Here is a 14,376-nt window from a genome sequence, read left to right on the forward strand (position 1 = left end):
CCGTACAGTGCGCCGCTCTTTATAGAAGAGGTTTCCAGACGTGGCCGGAACCACCAAGACCGAGAAGATTCGCCAGGAAGCGCTCAGCCAGCCGGACTCCTTCCAGAAGGCGGGCACCGAGGCGAGCGACTGGCTTGCCCAGCGCCAGAAGATCATTGGCCTCGCCGCCGGCGTGATCCTCCTGGGCGGCGTGGGTGTGGCCATCGCCAGCGAGATGTCCAAGCGCGGCGAGGAGAAGGCCGCCGAGGCCCTGGGCCAGGCGCTCACGGTCCTCGACCGGCCCGTGGAAGGCGTGCAGCCCGCGCAGCCCGGCGACACCGAGCCGCCCTTCAAGTCGCTGAAGGAGCGCGACGAGGCGCTGGTGAAGTCCCTGGGTGAGTTCCGCCAGCAGCACGGCGGCACCCCGTCCGCGGCGACGGCCGCACTGGCCGAGGGCAAGGCGCAGTTCCGCCTGGGCAACTTCGCCGCGGCGCAGGCGGCCTTCGGCGAGTTCCTCAAGGGCGCGGCCCAGAACGATCCGCTCCGCGCGGACGCCTTCGAGGGCCAGGGCTACGCGCTCGAGGCCGAGGGCAAGTACGACGACGCCATCAAGGCGTTCGAGCAGATGAACGCCGCCGGCGGCTCGTTCCTGGTGGGCATGGGCGACTACCACAAGGCCCGCATGCTCATCCTCCAGGGCAAGAAGGAGGAGGCGGCCCAGGTCCTGTCGAAGCTCACCACCGCGCACCCGAACACGGCGGCGGCGCGTCAGGCCGGAGAGCGCCTGGCGGTGCTGGCGTCCGAAGGTGTGAAGATTCCCGCCCCGGAGGCTCCGGCGGCTGCACCCGTTCCGGACGCGGGGTAGAAACACACGCCATGACGATGCGGCACGTGAGCTGGAAGCGTTGGCTGGGTGGTGCCATGGCGGTGGGGCTTCTGGGCGGCTGCAGTGGCGTGCCGTATTACGGAAACCCGGAGCTGCCGCGGCCGCCGTCGCAAGCGCCGCTGGACTACTTCTCGGTGAACTGGTGGGCGTCGCTCGCGCCCCCGGAGACGCTGGAGTATGGCCCGCGCGAGACGGCCTCTCCGGCGTATGACCCCGTCAGCAGGACGGCCATCGCGCTCACGCGGGATGGATTCGCCCGCGGCGTGGGGCGCGACGGCAAGGTGAAGTGGTCGTACAAGACGGCCAGCCGCTTCAACGCGGGTCCCCGCGTCATGGACGGGGTGGTCTACGTACCGGGCGGTGATGGCGTGCTCTACGCGCTGGACGCCGCCACCGGCGAGGAGAAGTGGAAGTACGTCGCGGGCGAGGCCCTGGCGACCGTGCCCGTGGTGACCGAGGGCCTGGTGCTGGTGGCCTCCGAGAGCGACACGCTCTTCGCGGTGAAGGCCGCGGACGGGCAGTGGGCCTGGCAGTACCGCAGGGATCCGCCCACCGGCTTCACGGTCCGGGGCGCCTCCCGGCCGTTGGTCCGCGAGGGCATCGCCTACGTGGGCTTCTCGGACGGCTTCGTCGTGGCCCTGAGCGTCGATGACGGCGGTGTCACCTGGGAGCGCTCGCTGTCCGGCACCGGCTCCGAGTTCCTGGACGTGGACAGCAGCCCGGTGATGGATGCCAACGGACAGCTCTATGTGGCGTCCTACAAGAGCGGCATCTTCGCGCTGGAGGCGGAGACCGGCGACATGGTCTGGAACACCTCGGTGAACGGCCTGACGTCGCTGCTGGTCAGCGGCCAGGTGCTCTTCGCCGCGGGTGACGGCCGCATCGACGCCTACCTGGCGGAGACGGGACGGCTTCTCTGGTCGCACCCCCTGGGGGAACGGGCGGCCTTCGCTCCGGTGTTCGCGAAGGGAATGCTCCTGGTGCCCACGTCCAATGCGCTGTTGTTCCTGGAGCCCAAGACGGGCCGCTCCCGGGTGTCGTGGAACCCGGGCGGGGGCATCACCGCGCCGCCGTTCGCGGCCGGCCGCCAGCTGTTCGTGCTGTCGAACAACGGCTTCCTGTACTCGCTGGACCTGAACGGACTGGGCGGGTGACGGCGCCGGCGCGCAGAACGGTCCGCGTGGTGGCGGCGCTGATTCCGCGGCCGGACGATGGGCGCCAGTTCCTGGTGCAGCAGCGGCTCCCGGGCGGGAGCCGGGCCCTGCTGTGGGAGTTTCCGGGCGGCAAGGTCGAGGCCGGGGAGACGGACGAGGCCGCGCTCGCTCGGGAGTGCCGCGAGGAGCTGGACGTGGAGCTCTCCGTGGGCCGGCGGCTCTGGGAGGGCCGGCACACCTATCCGGACCTGACGGTGGAGCTGGTGCTGTACCTGGCCCGGATCGTCTCCGGTGAGCCCCGGCCGCTGGGTGCCCATGCCCTGGCGTTCCAGACGCCGGCGCAGATGCAGTCACTGCCGTTCTGTGAGGCGGACATCCCGCTCCTGGACGACCTGGTGGCGGGAAGGCTGGGCGCGCTCGATTGATGCTCCAGCGGACGTTCCAGCACATCCCGGGCGTCGGCCCCTGGCGGGAGAAGGACCTGTGGTCCCGCGGCATCCGGACCTGGGATGACTTTCCGGCGGCAGGCCAGGGCGTGGCCCTCAACCGGAAGTCCGATGACGTTGCCCGGGCGCGGATCGCCGAGACGAAGGACGCGCTGGCTCGCCGGGACTTGCGCAAGCTCGCGGAGCTGATTCCGCCCCGGGAGCACTGGCGGCTGTATCCCGAGTTCCAGGACGACGCCGTGTACTTCGACATCGAGACGGACGGCCGGGAGGCCCAGGCGCCCACGGTGGTGAGCCTGTTCGATTCGAAGGGGCTTCACGTCTTCATCCAGGGCCGGAACATGGACGCGCTGCCGGAGGCCATGGCGGCCCGGCGGCTGTGGGTGACGTTCAACGGCTCGTGTTTCGACGTCCCGGTGCTGCGGGACTACTTCGGCCCCGGCCGCTTTCCCGTGCCGGACGCGCACATCGACCTGCGGTTCGTGACGCGGCGGCTGGGCATGGGCGGCGGCCTGAAGGAAATCGAGGGGAAGATTGGCGCCGAGCGCCCGCCGCACATGAAGGGCGTGAATGGCTACGACGCGGTGCTGCTGTGGCGCGCGTACCAGCGGCGGGGCGACGTGGAGGCCCTGCGGTTCCTCGTCGAGTACAACCTGTACGACGCCTTCCAGCTCCGGACGCTCATGGACGTGGCGTACAACCGCGGTGCCGATGAGCTGAACCAGGACGTCCCCCGGCTGCCGGTGTTCGAACGCGGCGACGTGCTGTACGACGTGAGCCGGATCATCCTCGAGCTGGGGCCCACGGAGCGGGATCTGCAGACGCTCGCGCGTGTCCGGGCCATGGAGCAGGACAGCTGAGCGGGCAGGGTGACTGTGTCCGGCTCACCGCCTCCGAAGCAGCCGTGCGTGCATGAGTTCCGAGCGGTGAACACCCGGGCTCGCAAAGTGCGGAGGTTCGGTGGAATGCCTTCGGGGGGCGTTTGTAGCTTGAAGGGTCCACCACGGAGGAATGAATGAGCGACCCGACGAATCCGACGCCGGCCGAGGTTTCTGAACCCACTCCGAGCTCGAAGGCCAAAACGTTGGCCGTCGTCCTTGGGCTGATCGGTCTTGCGTTGGTGGCGTCGTATTTCGGACTTCGGCGGCACGAATCGCGTCCCCTGGAGGAGGTGCTGCCGGCGCCTACGGACGCCGCAAGCACGACGGCCGCGGCGCCCACCGCCGCGGCGCCCCCCGAAGTGTCGCTGCCCGAACAGGACGACGAGGTGCGCAGCCTGGCGAGCCAGCTTTCGCCCGAGCCCGAGCTCGCGAGGTGGATGAGCGAGAAGGACCTGATCCGTCGCCTCACGGCCGCAGTGGCCACCATCGCCGAGGGATCGAGCCCGCGGACGATGCTCGGCTTCCTGGCGCCCACCGGCGCATTTCAAGTGACCCAGGTGGACGGCACCACGGTCATCGATCCAGCGAGCTACACGCGGTACGACACCGTGGCCCGCGTCATCGGGTCCATCGACGCGCATGGCGCGGCCAGCGTGTACCGGGAGCTGAAGCCGCTGATTGACCAGGCGAACGCGGAGATTTCGCCGCCGGGACAGACGTTCAACAGCTCCTTGAGCGCCGCCATCCAGCATCTGCTCAAGGTCCCGGTGCAGGAAGGTCCCGTGGAGGTCGTTCCCGAAGGGGTGCTCCATGCCTATGCGGCGCCGGAGCTGGAGCAGCTGAGCCCCGCGCAGAAACACTTGCTGCGCATGGGGCCGAAGAACATGCGGCTCATCCAGGCCAAGTTGCGCGAGCTGAAGAGCTCGCTGGGGCTGCCGCCGGTCGCGGATCGGTGATCCGGAGCGGGCGCCGAAGGACTCGCTTGAGCTGAACGCGGCGAGCGCGACTGTTGGGGGCCGCGAGCCGCGTTCGCACGGCGGTCCGGGTGAGCCAATGCCACAGCGTGAATGACGGGCTGCTGACGCTCGCGCCAGTGCGGTAACGAGCGACAGGAGGTCGCTGGCGGCGCCTCTGGCCCGTGCCGGGCCCGCGCCCAGGAACGGGCCGGGCTACCGGCGTTTCTTCCTGGAGGCGGGCTTGGGCGGCGCTGGCTTTTCCTTTTCGCCAGCAATCTGGAGCGTTTGCCGGAACTCATCGACGTCGCGGCCCAGGCCATCGGTAAAGGCCGTGCCAGTCTGGGCGTCCACGACCAGGGTGTACTTGAAGCCGGACTTGAGGGGTTGCGGCAGGTGGATCCGGTAGATGAGGCCGGCGTCGGTTTCCTCGACCTCGTCGTCGGAGACCATGGCCCGATCGGCCTCGTCGAACAGGCGGACCCGGTAGTTCTTGAGCGGGCGCGTCGTCCGGAGCTCCAGGAGCGAGGTCGGCTCGATGACGGATGCTTCATCCGGGGCCAGGGGGACTTCGGACAGCGCCAGCTGGGCCTGGACCGCACCGGCGTCCATGGCGACGCCGGCATCCGAACTGCCGGCGATGGCGACGCTGGCGTCCAAACTGCCGGCGTCGGCGTTCTCAGAGAGTCCGCTGGCGGCCGGGGCCTGGTAGCTGAGCGAGAACCGGGTGGGCGGCGGCTCCGCGGGAACCTGGGGCGCATCGGCGACGCCCGAATCCGGGACGGCCGCGGGCTTGTCGGGACAGCCCGCGAGGACGAGAGCGCCACAGCAGGTGACGGCGACGAGTCCGAATCGAAGAAGACGCATGTGGCGGCCACGGTATGCGCCGAAGCGGATGCCGGAAAGTACCGAGTGCCGGCCAGCCAGCCAGGCCGCAGGTTGGCGGCAACGGGCCCCGAGATAACGTCCGCGACGTGACCTCTCCTTCTGAAAGAACGTCCGATAACATGCGTTATGTAAACTAAGCGCGGGCGAAACCGAGGGGCGAAATCCGGCGTCCCCCGTCCCTTTGGTTCCAATTGTGGCCAGGCGGTTCCCGGTCCGTCGATTGCATCTTCTTCGGGACGGTCCTGCCTCCCCCAGGCACATCGACATCAGCTCCCGAGCTCGCCCATGCGCTTCATCGAGTCACTCGCCACGGACGTTCGCATCGCGCTGCGAGGCTTCCGCCGCTCACCCGGCTTCGTCGCGGCCGCCGTGCTGTGCCTGGCGCTGGGCATCGGCGCCAACGCGGTCATCTTCAGCGTGGTTCACGCCGTCCTGTTCCGGCCCCTTCCATTCGCGGAGCCCGAGCGGCTGGTCAGCCTGGTCGAGCTCCGGCCCCAGGGCTACGGCGGTCCGGTGTCCTGGCCCACGTTCTGGGCCTGGCGCCAACACACCCCGGCCTTCGAGCACATGGCGGCGTTCACCGGCGGCGGCGTCACCCTCCGGCTCGAGGATGCGCCCGAACGGCTCCAGGCCATCCGTGGCACGGCGGACTTCTTCACCGTTCACGGCGTTCCGCCGCTCCTGGGCCGGACCTTCACGGCGGACGAAGACCAACCCGGCCAGGCTCCCGTCGCGGTCATCAGCGAGTCCCTCTGGCGCACCCGTTTCGGCGCCAATCCGGCCGTCATCGGCCAGTCCATGAGCCTGGATGGCACGCCGCACACGCTGATTGGCGTGATGCCGTCCTCCTTCGACCCTGAAACCGACGTCTGGCTGCCCCTGGTGGCTCCACCGGACGCCGCCGCGCGGTCCCGCGCCACGGTGCTCACGCTCCGGGCCCGGCTGGCCCCAGGCGTGTCGCTGGCATCCGCCGACGCCCAGCTGAAGCAAGTCGCCGCGAACACCGCGGCGGCCCAGGCCGAGGCGCACCGGGACCGGAGCGCCCGGGTCATTCCGCTCGCCGAGAGCCAGACGCGGACCTGGCAGGCGCCGCTCCAGGTCCTGCTGGGCGCCGTGGCCCTGGTCCTGCTCATTGCCTGCACCAACGTCGCGAACCTGCTCCTGGCCCGCGCGGGCACCCGCCGGCAGGAGCTGGCGGTCCGCATGGCACTGGGGGCCGGCCGCGGCCGGGTCGTCCAGCAGCTCCTCGTCGAGAGCCTGCTGCTGGGGTTGCTGGGCGGCGCGCTCGGCGCATTGCTCGCCCGCTGGGGCCTGGACGCGCTGCTCGCGCTCGCCCCGGACAGCCTGCCTCGGCGGCAGTCCATCGCACTGGACGGCACGGCGTTCCTGTTCCTCTTCGGCCTCTCCGTCCTCAGCGGGCTCGGCTTTGGCGTGCTTCCGGCGCTCCAGGTGTCCCGGCTGGACGTCCGTGGCGGACTGGCCTCCGCGGGCGCCTCCAACACGGTTCCGGGCTTCGGCCGCCGTCTCGGGGCCTCCCTGGTGGCCGCCGAGGTGGCCCTGTCCCTGGTGCTGCTCGTGGGCGCCGGGCTGCTCGGGCGTGCCTTCCTCCAGCTCCTGGGCACGTCCACCGGCCTTGCCCCGGGGCCGGTCCTCACGCTGCACCTGGCCATCCCCGACGACCGGTTCTTCAAGGATGGAGCCCTGGATGCGGAGCTTCCCCGGCGGCTGCTCGAGCCGGTGCTGGAGTCCGTCCGAGCGCTCCCCGGCGTCACCGCCGCGGGCATGACCTCGGTGCTGCCCATCCAGCGGGCCTGGAACAATGCCCGTTACCTGGTCGAGGGCGCGCCCATCCCGGAGCCCGGAGACGAGCCTCGTGCCGAGCGCCGTGCCACCAGCCCCGGCTACTTCGCGGCCATGGGCGTCCCGCTTCGCCAGGGTCGCGACTTCACGCCCCTGGATGCGGCGCCGGACCAGCCGGGCGTGGTCATCGTCAACGAAGCCCTGGCCCGGAGGCATTTCCCGGCGGGTGGCGCCCTGGGCCAGCGCCTGCGCATCGGCGCGGCGACGTACACCATCGTCGGCGTCGTGGGCGACGTCAGGCAGGCGGGCCTGGAACGGGAGCCGCTCGCCGAGTTCCACGTTCCCTACGGCAGGCCCTGGGGAGACGACGGGCTCGTCCTGGTGGCGCGCACGACGGTGCCGCCGGAGACGCTGCTGCCCGCCGTCCGGGAGGCCATCCGCCGCGTGGACGGCACGGTTCCGGTCCACCGCGCCCTGACCATGGAGCAGGTCGTCTCCCAGTCGTTGGCCCTGCGGAGGCTCGTCCTGGGCTTGCTGGGCGGCTTCGCCTGCCTCGCCGTCGTGCTCGCCGCGTTCGGGCTCTACGGGGTCGTCTCGCTCCGCGTCAGCCAGCGCACCCGCGAGCTGGGCGTTCGCATGGCCATCGGCGCGCGGCCCGCGGACGTCTTCCGGCTCGTCCTGACCCAGGGCGCGCAGATGACCGTCGTGGGCCTCGGCCTGGGGCTCGCGGCGGCGCTCGTCCTCTCCCAGGTGCTCGCCAGCCAGCTGCATGGCGTCAGCGCTCGAGATCCATGGACGTTCGGCGCGGTCGCCCTGCTGCTCACGGCCGTGGCCCTCGTGGCCTGCTGGGTCCCCGCCCGGCGGGCGACGCGAATGAGCCCGCTTCAGGCGCTCCGGAAGGAATGACAGGCTCCCGCGCGTCCCACTCCCGGGACGCGGAATCCCAGCCCTGGAACTCACAGGGATGACACGTCGCGTTGACCGGAAATCCTGTCACGCTTGCGACTTTCTCCGCCGCGTCACGTTGTTCCTTCTTGGGCTGGATTCCAGGTCGATTTCTCCTCGGAATCCAACCTGTGAAGGCGGGAATCGGCAGACCGCTCGAATGTTCGGTTGTCCGGGAAATCTTCCGCGTTTTTTCCTGGCTTGACCCCGCCAGGAGCTTCCCGCAGAACCGCGACACCCATGGCCCTGGAAAGGACCGTTTCATGAAGCGTTTGTTCGTGATTGCCACCCTCCTCGGCGCGGCTCCCGCGATGGCCGACGAGGGCATGTGGACCTACAACAACTTTCCCTCCGCGAAGGTGAAGGAGAAGTACGGCTTCGAGCCTTCCCAGCAGTGGCTGGACAACGTGCGCCTGTCGTCGGCGCGGCTCGCGGGCGGGTGCTCGGCGAGCTTCGTGTCCGCCAACGGCCTGGTGATGACGAATCACCACTGCGCGCGCGGCTGCATCGACCAGCTCTCCACGGCGAAGAAGGACTACATCGCCAACGGCTTCTACGCGAAGACGCAGGCCGAGGAGACGAAGTGCCCGGCGATGGAGATCAACCAGCTGGTCAAGATCACCGACGTCACGGAGACGTTGAACAAGGCCACGCAGGGCATGTCGGGCAAGCAGTACGCGGACACCCTGAAGGCGAAGATGTCCGAGCTGGAGCAGGCCTGTTCCGCGGGCGACGCCAAGACGCGCTGTGACGTCGTCACCCTGTACCAGGGCGGCCAGTACAACCTCTACCAGTACAAGCGCTTCCAGGACGTCCGCCTGGTGATGGCCCCCGAGAACGCCATCGCGTTCTTCGGCGGTGACCCGGACAACTTCGAGTTCCCCCGGTACACGCTGGACGTGACGTTCCTGCGCGTCTACGAGGACGGCAAGCCGGCGACCACGAACAACTACTTCAAGTGGTCCGAGAAGGGCGCGAAGGAAGGCGAGCTGACCTTCATCTCCGGCCACCCGGGCCGCACCTCGCGTGGCCTCACCATCGCGGAGCTGGAGTTCCAGCGCGACGTGGTGCTGCCCAAGACGCTGATGACGCTCTCCGAGATGCGCGGCATGCTGACGGAGTTCGGCCGCCGTGGCGCGGAGCAGCGCCGCATCTCCACCAACATGCTGTTCGGCGTGGAGAACTCGGTGAAGGCCCTCAAGGGCCGGCACGAGGCCCTGCTGGACAAGGCCTTCTTCGCCCAGAAGGTCGCCGCGGAGCAGGAGCTGCGCAAGAAGGTCGAGTCCAACCCGGAGATGAAGAAGAAGTACGGCGCGGCGTGGGATGAGATCGCCAAGGCCCAGACGCAGCTGCGCAACATCCGCCAGGACCTGACGTACATGGAGAACGGCGGCGGCCTGTCCTCCACGCTCTTCTCCATCGCCCGCACCCTGGTGCGCGGCGCCGAGGAGCTCCCGAAGCCGAACGGCCAGCGCCTGCGTGAGTTCAACCAGGCCAACGTCCCGGCCCTGGAGGCCCAGCTGTTCAGCCCGGCCCCCATCTACCCGGAGCTGGAGATTGCCCGGCTGACGTTCAGCCTCACCAAGATGCGCGAGGAGCTGGGCTCCGACCACCCCTTCGTGAAGAAGGTCCTGGGCAAGGAGTCCCCGGAGAAGCTGGCCGCCCGGCTGGTGAAGGGCACCAAGCTGCGTGACGTGAAGGCGCGCCAGGCCCTCTACAAGGGCGGCAAGGCGGCCGTCACGGCGTCCAAGGACCCGATGATCCAGCTGGCCCTGGCGGTGGACCCGGACATGCGCGCCGTGCGCAAGACGTACGAGGAGAACGTCGAGTCCGTCATCCGCAAGAACAGCGAGCTGGTGGCCAAGGCCAAGTTCGACATCTACGGCACCAACCAGTACCCGGACGCCACCTTCAGCCTCCGCCTGTCCTACGGCGCGGTGAAGGGCTACACGGAGAACGGCAAGCAGATCAGCCCCATCACCCAGATGGCCGGCACCTTCGAGCGCGCCACGGGTGAGGACCCCTTCGCGCTGCCGAAGTCCTGGCTGAAGAACGAGAAGGCGCTCGACGGCACCACGTCGATGAACTTCGTCTCCACCAATGACATCATCGGCGGCAACTCGGGCTCGCCGGTCATCAACAAGGACGCGGAGATCGTCGGCATCGTGTTCGACGGCAACATCCAGTCCCTGGGCGGCGAGTACGGCTTCGACGAGAGCGTCAACCGCGCGGTGAGCGTCCACAGCGAGGCCATCATCGAGGCGCTGACGAAGATCTACGGCGCCACGCGCGTGCTCGAGGAGCTGCGCCCGGGCAGCACGAAGGTCCCGGCCGTGAAGGCCACCCCGGCGAACTGATTCGCTCCCGCCAATAGGGGCCCCGGCGCGCTTCAGGCCAGGGCCCCGGAAGCATGAAGAGGCTGCCCGGTGACGTTTCCGGGCAGCCTCTTTCACGTCAGGGGGACAGGTGCCCTGCCCCTCCCCGCCCTACTCCCATTCGATGGTCGCGGGGGGCTTGGACGAGATGTCGTAGACGACGCGGTTGATGCCGCGCACCTCGTTGGTGATGCGGGTGGAGATGCGCTCCAGCACGGGGAACGGCAGCCGGGCCCAGTCCGCCGTCATGCCGTCCACGCTGGTGACGGCGCGAAGCACGCAGGTGGACTCGTAGGTGCGCTCGTCGCCCATGACGCCCACGCTCTGCACGGGCAGCAGCACCGCGAAGGCCTGCCAGACCTCCTTGTAGAGCCCGGCGCTGCGAATCTCCTCCTGGACGATGGCATCCGCGCGCCGCACCAGCTCCAGGCGCTGCTCGGTGACCTCGCCCAGGACGCGGATGGCCAGGCCGGGGCCCGGGAACGGCTGGCGGGACACCATCTCATCCGGCAGGCCCAGCTCCCGGCCCAGGGCGCGGACCTCGTCCTTGAACAGCTCGCGCAGCGGCTCCACCAGCTTGAGCTTCATCGTCTCCGGCAGGCCGCCCACGTTGTGGTGGCTCTTGATGGTGACGGAGGGGCCCTTGTACGACACGGACTCGATGACGTCCGGGTACAGCGTGCCCTGGGCGAGGAACTCCGCGTCCTGCACGTCGCGGGAGGCCTCCTCGAACACGGCGATGAACTCGCGGCCGATGATCTTCCGCTTCTTCTCCGGGTCCGTGACGCCGGCGAGCTTGTCCAGGAAGCGCTGGCGGGCATCCACCGTCTTGAGCGGGACGTGGAAGCGGTCCACGAACAGGGCCTCCACCTGGGCGCGCTCGTTCTGCCGCAGCACCCCGTTGTCCACGAAGATGCACTGGAGCCGGGGGCCGATGGCCCGGTGCAGCAGCAGCGCGGCCACGGAGCTGTCCACGCCGCCGGACAGGGCGCAGATGACCCGGCCGTGCTCACCCACCTGGCGGCGGATGGTGCCCACGGCCTCGTCGATGAAGCCCTTCATCGTCCACGAGCCGCTGACCTTGCACTCGTTGAAGAGGAAGGCGCGCAGCATGGCCTTGCCCTGGGGGGTGTGGACGACCTCGGGGTGGAACTGGAGGCCGAACCAGGGCTTCGTCGCGTGGGCGGTGGCGGCGAACGGCGAGTTGCCGCTGCGGCCAATGGCCTCGAAGCCGGGGGGCAGCTCCTCCACCCGGTCGCCGTGGCTCATCCAGACCTGGACCTTGTCGCCGGGGGTGAACTCGGCGAACGGGCCGCGGCGGGCCAGGACCTCGACCTCGGCGTTGCCGAACTCGCGGTGGGCGCTCCGGTCAATCTTGCCGCCCAGGAGCTTGGCGGTGAGCTGGAGGCCGTAGCAGATGCCCAGGACGGGGACGCCGGCCTCGAAGACGAAGGGGTCGCAGCGGGGGGAGCCCGGGGCCTCCACGGAGGCCGGCCCGCCGGAGAGGATGATGCCACGGGGGGCGAACTTGCGGATGTCCTCCGCCGGGAGGTCCGGGCGGTGGATTTCGCAGTAGACGCCCAGCTCGCGGACGCGCCGGGCGATGAGCTGGGTGTACTGGCTCCCGAAATCGAGGATCAGGATTTTTTCGGCGTGCAGGTCCACCTGGGGATCTCCAAGAGGGGCGTCGTTGACGGCTGGGGGCCCTTATCGCTACAAACTTCCGGAATACAACGCCCAAGTACCTTCAATTGTTCGAGGCCTGGATGCCCCGCCGCCTGTCCGTCCCTACTGCCGCTGCTGCCCTGCTGCTCCTGTCCGCCACCGGATGCGTGAAGGAGATCTCCTCGGATGAGCGGCTGGACCGCGAAACCCAGAATCTCTCCGCGAAGGAAATGCCGGGTGCCGCCGAGCTCGAGAAGATCACCTGTGATGACGCCACGGAGGCGCTGGCCAAGGCGCGCAACGTGAACCGGCCGGAGACGGACCGGCTGGTGGATTACATCGAGCTGTACTCCTCCCTCCGCAAGCGGACCGCCACCTTCGAGGAGGCGATGAACCGCAACCCGGACCTGAGCTACCGCGAGGGCACCCAGCACCTGGTCAACGCCAAGGACGTCTGCGTCCAGCAGACGGCCGACGTGCGGGTGGAGTTCGAGACCTACATGCGCGAGCTGGTGGGCGTGCCCACCGTGCAGGAAATCAAGGGTGGCAATACCGTCACCATCGCCCGGCTCGACTTCAACACCCTGCGTCAGGCCATCGAGACGCTGGAGCCGGACGACAAGGAGTCGCTGCTCAACCAGGTGAATGCCGCGGAGAAGCGCGTGGCGCCGCCCGCCGCCGCCGAGGACAGCCGCGCGCCCGCGTCGGGTGGCCGCAGGCGCGGCCGGTAGGACGCCCCGGCCCGTCCGGGCTGGAGCCCAGGGCCCCGCCTCGTGGCGCGGGCCCTTTTTTCGTGGCCAGGGCTCCGCGCGAGACGGACGACACCAGCCGCCCGTCCCGGGGCCTCCGGGCTACTCGACGCGGTAGTTCGGCGCCTCCTCGGTGATGATGACGTCGTGCACGTGGCTCTCCTTGAGCCCGGCCGAGGTGATGCGGACGAAGGTGGCCTTGGTGCGCAGGTCGTCGATGGTGCGGCAGCCCACGTAGCCCATGCCGCTGCGGATGCCCCCCAGCATCTGGTGGACGTTCATCGCCAGGGTGCCCTTGTAGGGGACGCGGCCCTCGATGCCTTCCGGCACCAGCTTCACGGCCTCCACGTCCGCCTGGAAGTAGCGGTCCTTGGCGCCCTGCTTCATGGCGCCCAGGCTGCCCATGCCGCGGTAGCTCTTGTAGCTGCGGCCCTGGTACAGGATGACGTCGCCCGGGGACTCCTCGGTGCCGGCGAAGAGCGAGCCGATCATCACCGTGCTGGCGCCCGCGGCCAGCGCCTTGACGATGTCGCCCGAGTACTTGATGCCGCCGTCGGAGATGACGGGCACGTCGTGCTTCTGGGCCTCGCGCACGCAGTCATCCACCGCGGTGACCTGGGGCACGCCCACGCCGGCCACCACGCGGGTGGTGCAGATGGAGCCGGGGCCGATGCCCACCTTCACCGCGTCCACGCCCGCCCGGATGAGCGCGTGGGTGGCCTCTGCGGTGGCGACGTTGCCGGCGATGAGCTCGAAGCCGCTGAAGTTCTTCCGGGTGTCGCGCACGCCGTCGAGCACCGCGCTGGAGTGGCCGTGCGCGGTGTCCACGACGATGACGTCCACGCCGGCCTTGATGAGCGCCTCGACGCGGGCCTCGCGGTCCGCGGACACGCCCACTGCGGCGGCGCACAGCAGGCGGCCCTTGCCGTCCTTGGCCGCGTTGGGGTGCGTCCGGCGCTTCTCGATGTCCTTGATGGTGATGAGGCCCTTGAGCTCGAAGGCCTCGTTGACGACGAGCAGCTTCTCGATGCGGTGCTCGTGGAGCAGCTTCTGCGCGTCGTCCTGGGTGATGCCCTCGCGGCCGGTGACGAGCTTGCGCGTCATCACCGCCTCCACCTTCTGGGTGAAGTTGGTCTCGAAGCGCACGTCGCGGCTGGTGACGATGCCCACCAGCCGCTTGCCCTGGACCACCGGGATGCCGGACACGCCGTGCAGGCGCATCAGCTCCAGCGCGCGGCCCAGCGGGGCCTCGGGCTCGATGGTGACCGGGTCCACCACCATGCCGCTTTCGAACTTCTTGACCTTGAGGACCTCGAGCGCCTGCTGCTCGGGCGTCATGTTCTTGTGGATGACACCAATCCCGCCCTCCTGGGCCATGGCGATGGCCGTCCGCGATTCCGTGACGGTGTCCATGGCCGCCGACAGCAGCGGGATGTTGAGGCGGAGGTTGCGTGTGAGCCGGGTCGACAGGTCGACGTCCTTGGGGACGACCGAGCTCTCGGCCGGGACCAGCAGGACGTCATCGAAAGTAAGGGCGAGCCGGATATCGGGGTTGAGCATGAGCGGCGCTCCCGTGGGCTGAAAGGCCCGCGGAGCACCAGAGCCCGCGGGTGCGGTTCCATACGAGGTACGCTGCCCCGGCGCAACGGGGAAGG

Annotated in this window: 11 protein-coding genes; 8 read left to right on the forward strand and 3 right to left on the reverse strand. The window is 69.4% G+C overall.

Features of this window, described 5'->3' with window-relative positions; all coding sequences use genetic code 11:
• The first annotated feature begins 40 nt into the window (after positions 1 to 40).
• From VZL07_RS34555 to VZL07_RS34575, 5 genes are all read left to right on the forward strand, one after another.
• Positions 41 to 844: a tetratricopeptide repeat protein gene (locus tag VZL07_RS34555; RefSeq protein ID WP_426752195.1), complete on the forward strand. Its 804-nt coding sequence runs from the start codon at positions 41 to 43 to the stop codon at positions 842 to 844.
• 11 nt (positions 845 to 855) lie between these two features.
• Positions 856 to 2,019 (forward strand): PQQ-binding-like beta-propeller repeat protein, encoded by a 1,164-nt coding sequence (locus VZL07_RS34560; RefSeq protein WP_426752196.1) that lies wholly within the window; start codon positions 856 to 858, stop codon positions 2,017 to 2,019.
• The gene (locus tag VZL07_RS34565) at positions 2,016 to 2,444 is read left to right on the forward strand and encodes a (deoxy)nucleoside triphosphate pyrophosphohydrolase (RefSeq protein WP_426752197.1); all 429 of its coding nucleotides are present in this window, start codon (positions 2,016 to 2,018) and stop codon (positions 2,442 to 2,444) included. The genes VZL07_RS34560 and VZL07_RS34565 overlap by 4 nt, the downstream gene beginning before the upstream one ends.
• Positions 2,444 to 3,325, forward strand: a complete 882-nt coding sequence (locus VZL07_RS34570) for a ribonuclease H-like domain-containing protein (protein ID WP_426752198.1) — start codon at positions 2,444 to 2,446, stop codon at positions 3,323 to 3,325. The genes VZL07_RS34565 and VZL07_RS34570 overlap by 1 nt, the downstream gene beginning before the upstream one ends.
• Before the next feature lie 155 nt (positions 3,326 to 3,480).
• A complete protein-coding gene (locus VZL07_RS34575) occupies positions 3,481 to 4,302 on the forward strand; it encodes a DUF3014 domain-containing protein (RefSeq protein ID WP_426752199.1) in 822 nt (273 codons plus the stop codon).
• 213 nt (positions 4,303 to 4,515) lie between these two features.
• Here VZL07_RS34575 and VZL07_RS34580 read toward each other — a convergent pair whose 3' ends face one another.
• Positions 4,516 to 5,166 (reverse strand): hypothetical protein, encoded by a 651-nt coding sequence (locus VZL07_RS34580; RefSeq protein ID WP_426752200.1) that lies wholly within the window; start codon positions 5,164 to 5,166, stop codon positions 4,516 to 4,518.
• A 306-nt stretch (positions 5,167 to 5,472) separates the two neighbouring features.
• Here VZL07_RS34580 and VZL07_RS34585 point away from each other — a divergent pair, with 306 nt between their 5' ends.
• Together VZL07_RS34585 and VZL07_RS34590 are read left to right on the forward strand one after the other, a co-directional pair.
• The gene (locus VZL07_RS34585; protein ID WP_426752201.1) at positions 5,473 to 7,893 is read left to right on the forward strand and encodes an ABC transporter permease; all 2,421 of its coding nucleotides are present in this window, start codon (positions 5,473 to 5,475) and stop codon (positions 7,891 to 7,893) included.
• 302 nt (positions 7,894 to 8,195) lie between these two features.
• Positions 8,196 to 10,289 carry a S46 family peptidase gene (locus VZL07_RS34590; RefSeq protein WP_426752202.1) on the forward strand — a complete coding sequence of 698 codons (2,094 nt, stop codon included), beginning with the start codon at positions 8,196 to 8,198 and terminating at the stop codon, positions 10,287 to 10,289.
• Between the two features lie 129 nt (positions 10,290 to 10,418).
• On the opposite strand, the gene guaA is transcribed toward VZL07_RS34590, so the two are convergent.
• Entirely contained in the window at positions 10,419 to 11,972 is a 1,554-nt protein-coding gene (guaA, locus tag VZL07_RS34595; RefSeq protein ID WP_426752203.1) for a glutamine-hydrolyzing GMP synthase, read from the reverse strand.
• 101 nt (positions 11,973 to 12,073) lie between these two features.
• Between guaA and VZL07_RS34600 the strand changes: the two genes are divergently transcribed.
• A complete protein-coding gene (locus VZL07_RS34600) occupies positions 12,074 to 12,703 on the forward strand; it encodes a hypothetical protein (protein WP_426752204.1) in 630 nt (209 codons plus the stop codon).
• A 120-nt stretch (positions 12,704 to 12,823) separates the two neighbouring features.
• On the opposite strand, the gene guaB is transcribed toward VZL07_RS34600, so the two are convergent.
• Positions 12,824 to 14,281, reverse strand: a complete 1,458-nt coding sequence (gene guaB / locus VZL07_RS34605) for an IMP dehydrogenase (RefSeq protein WP_426752205.1) — start codon at positions 14,279 to 14,281, stop codon at positions 12,824 to 12,826.
• Positions 14,282 to 14,376 lie beyond the last annotated feature (95 nt).

The sequence above is a fragment of the Pseudomyxococcus flavus genome, assembly GCF_050038885.1.
Lineage (GTDB): Bacteria > Myxococcota > Myxococcia > Myxococcales > Myxococcaceae > Myxococcus > Myxococcus flavus.

Coding starts and splice junctions, on each gene's coding strand:
- VZL07_RS34560 (WP_426752196.1), top strand. CDS start 856: ATGACGATGCGGCACGTGAGCTGGAAGCGTTGGCTGGGTGGTGCCATG.
- VZL07_RS34570 (WP_426752198.1), top strand. CDS start 2,444: ATGCTCCAGCGGACGTTCCAGCACATCCCGGGCGTCGGCCCCTGGCGG.
- VZL07_RS34575 (WP_426752199.1), top strand. CDS start 3,481: ATGAGCGACCCGACGAATCCGACGCCGGCCGAGGTTTCTGAACCCACT.
- VZL07_RS34580 (WP_426752200.1), bottom strand. CDS start 5,166: ATGCGTCTTCTTCGATTCGGACTCGTCGCCGTCACCTGCTGTGGCGCT.
- VZL07_RS34585 (WP_426752201.1), top strand. CDS start 5,473: ATGCGCTTCATCGAGTCACTCGCCACGGACGTTCGCATCGCGCTGCGA.
- VZL07_RS34590 (WP_426752202.1), top strand. CDS start 8,196: ATGAAGCGTTTGTTCGTGATTGCCACCCTCCTCGGCGCGGCTCCCGCG.
- VZL07_RS34600 (WP_426752204.1), top strand. CDS start 12,074: ATGCCCCGCCGCCTGTCCGTCCCTACTGCCGCTGCTGCCCTGCTGCTC.
- guaB (WP_426752205.1), bottom strand. CDS start 14,281: ATGCTCAACCCCGATATCCGGCTCGCCCTTACTTTCGATGACGTCCTG.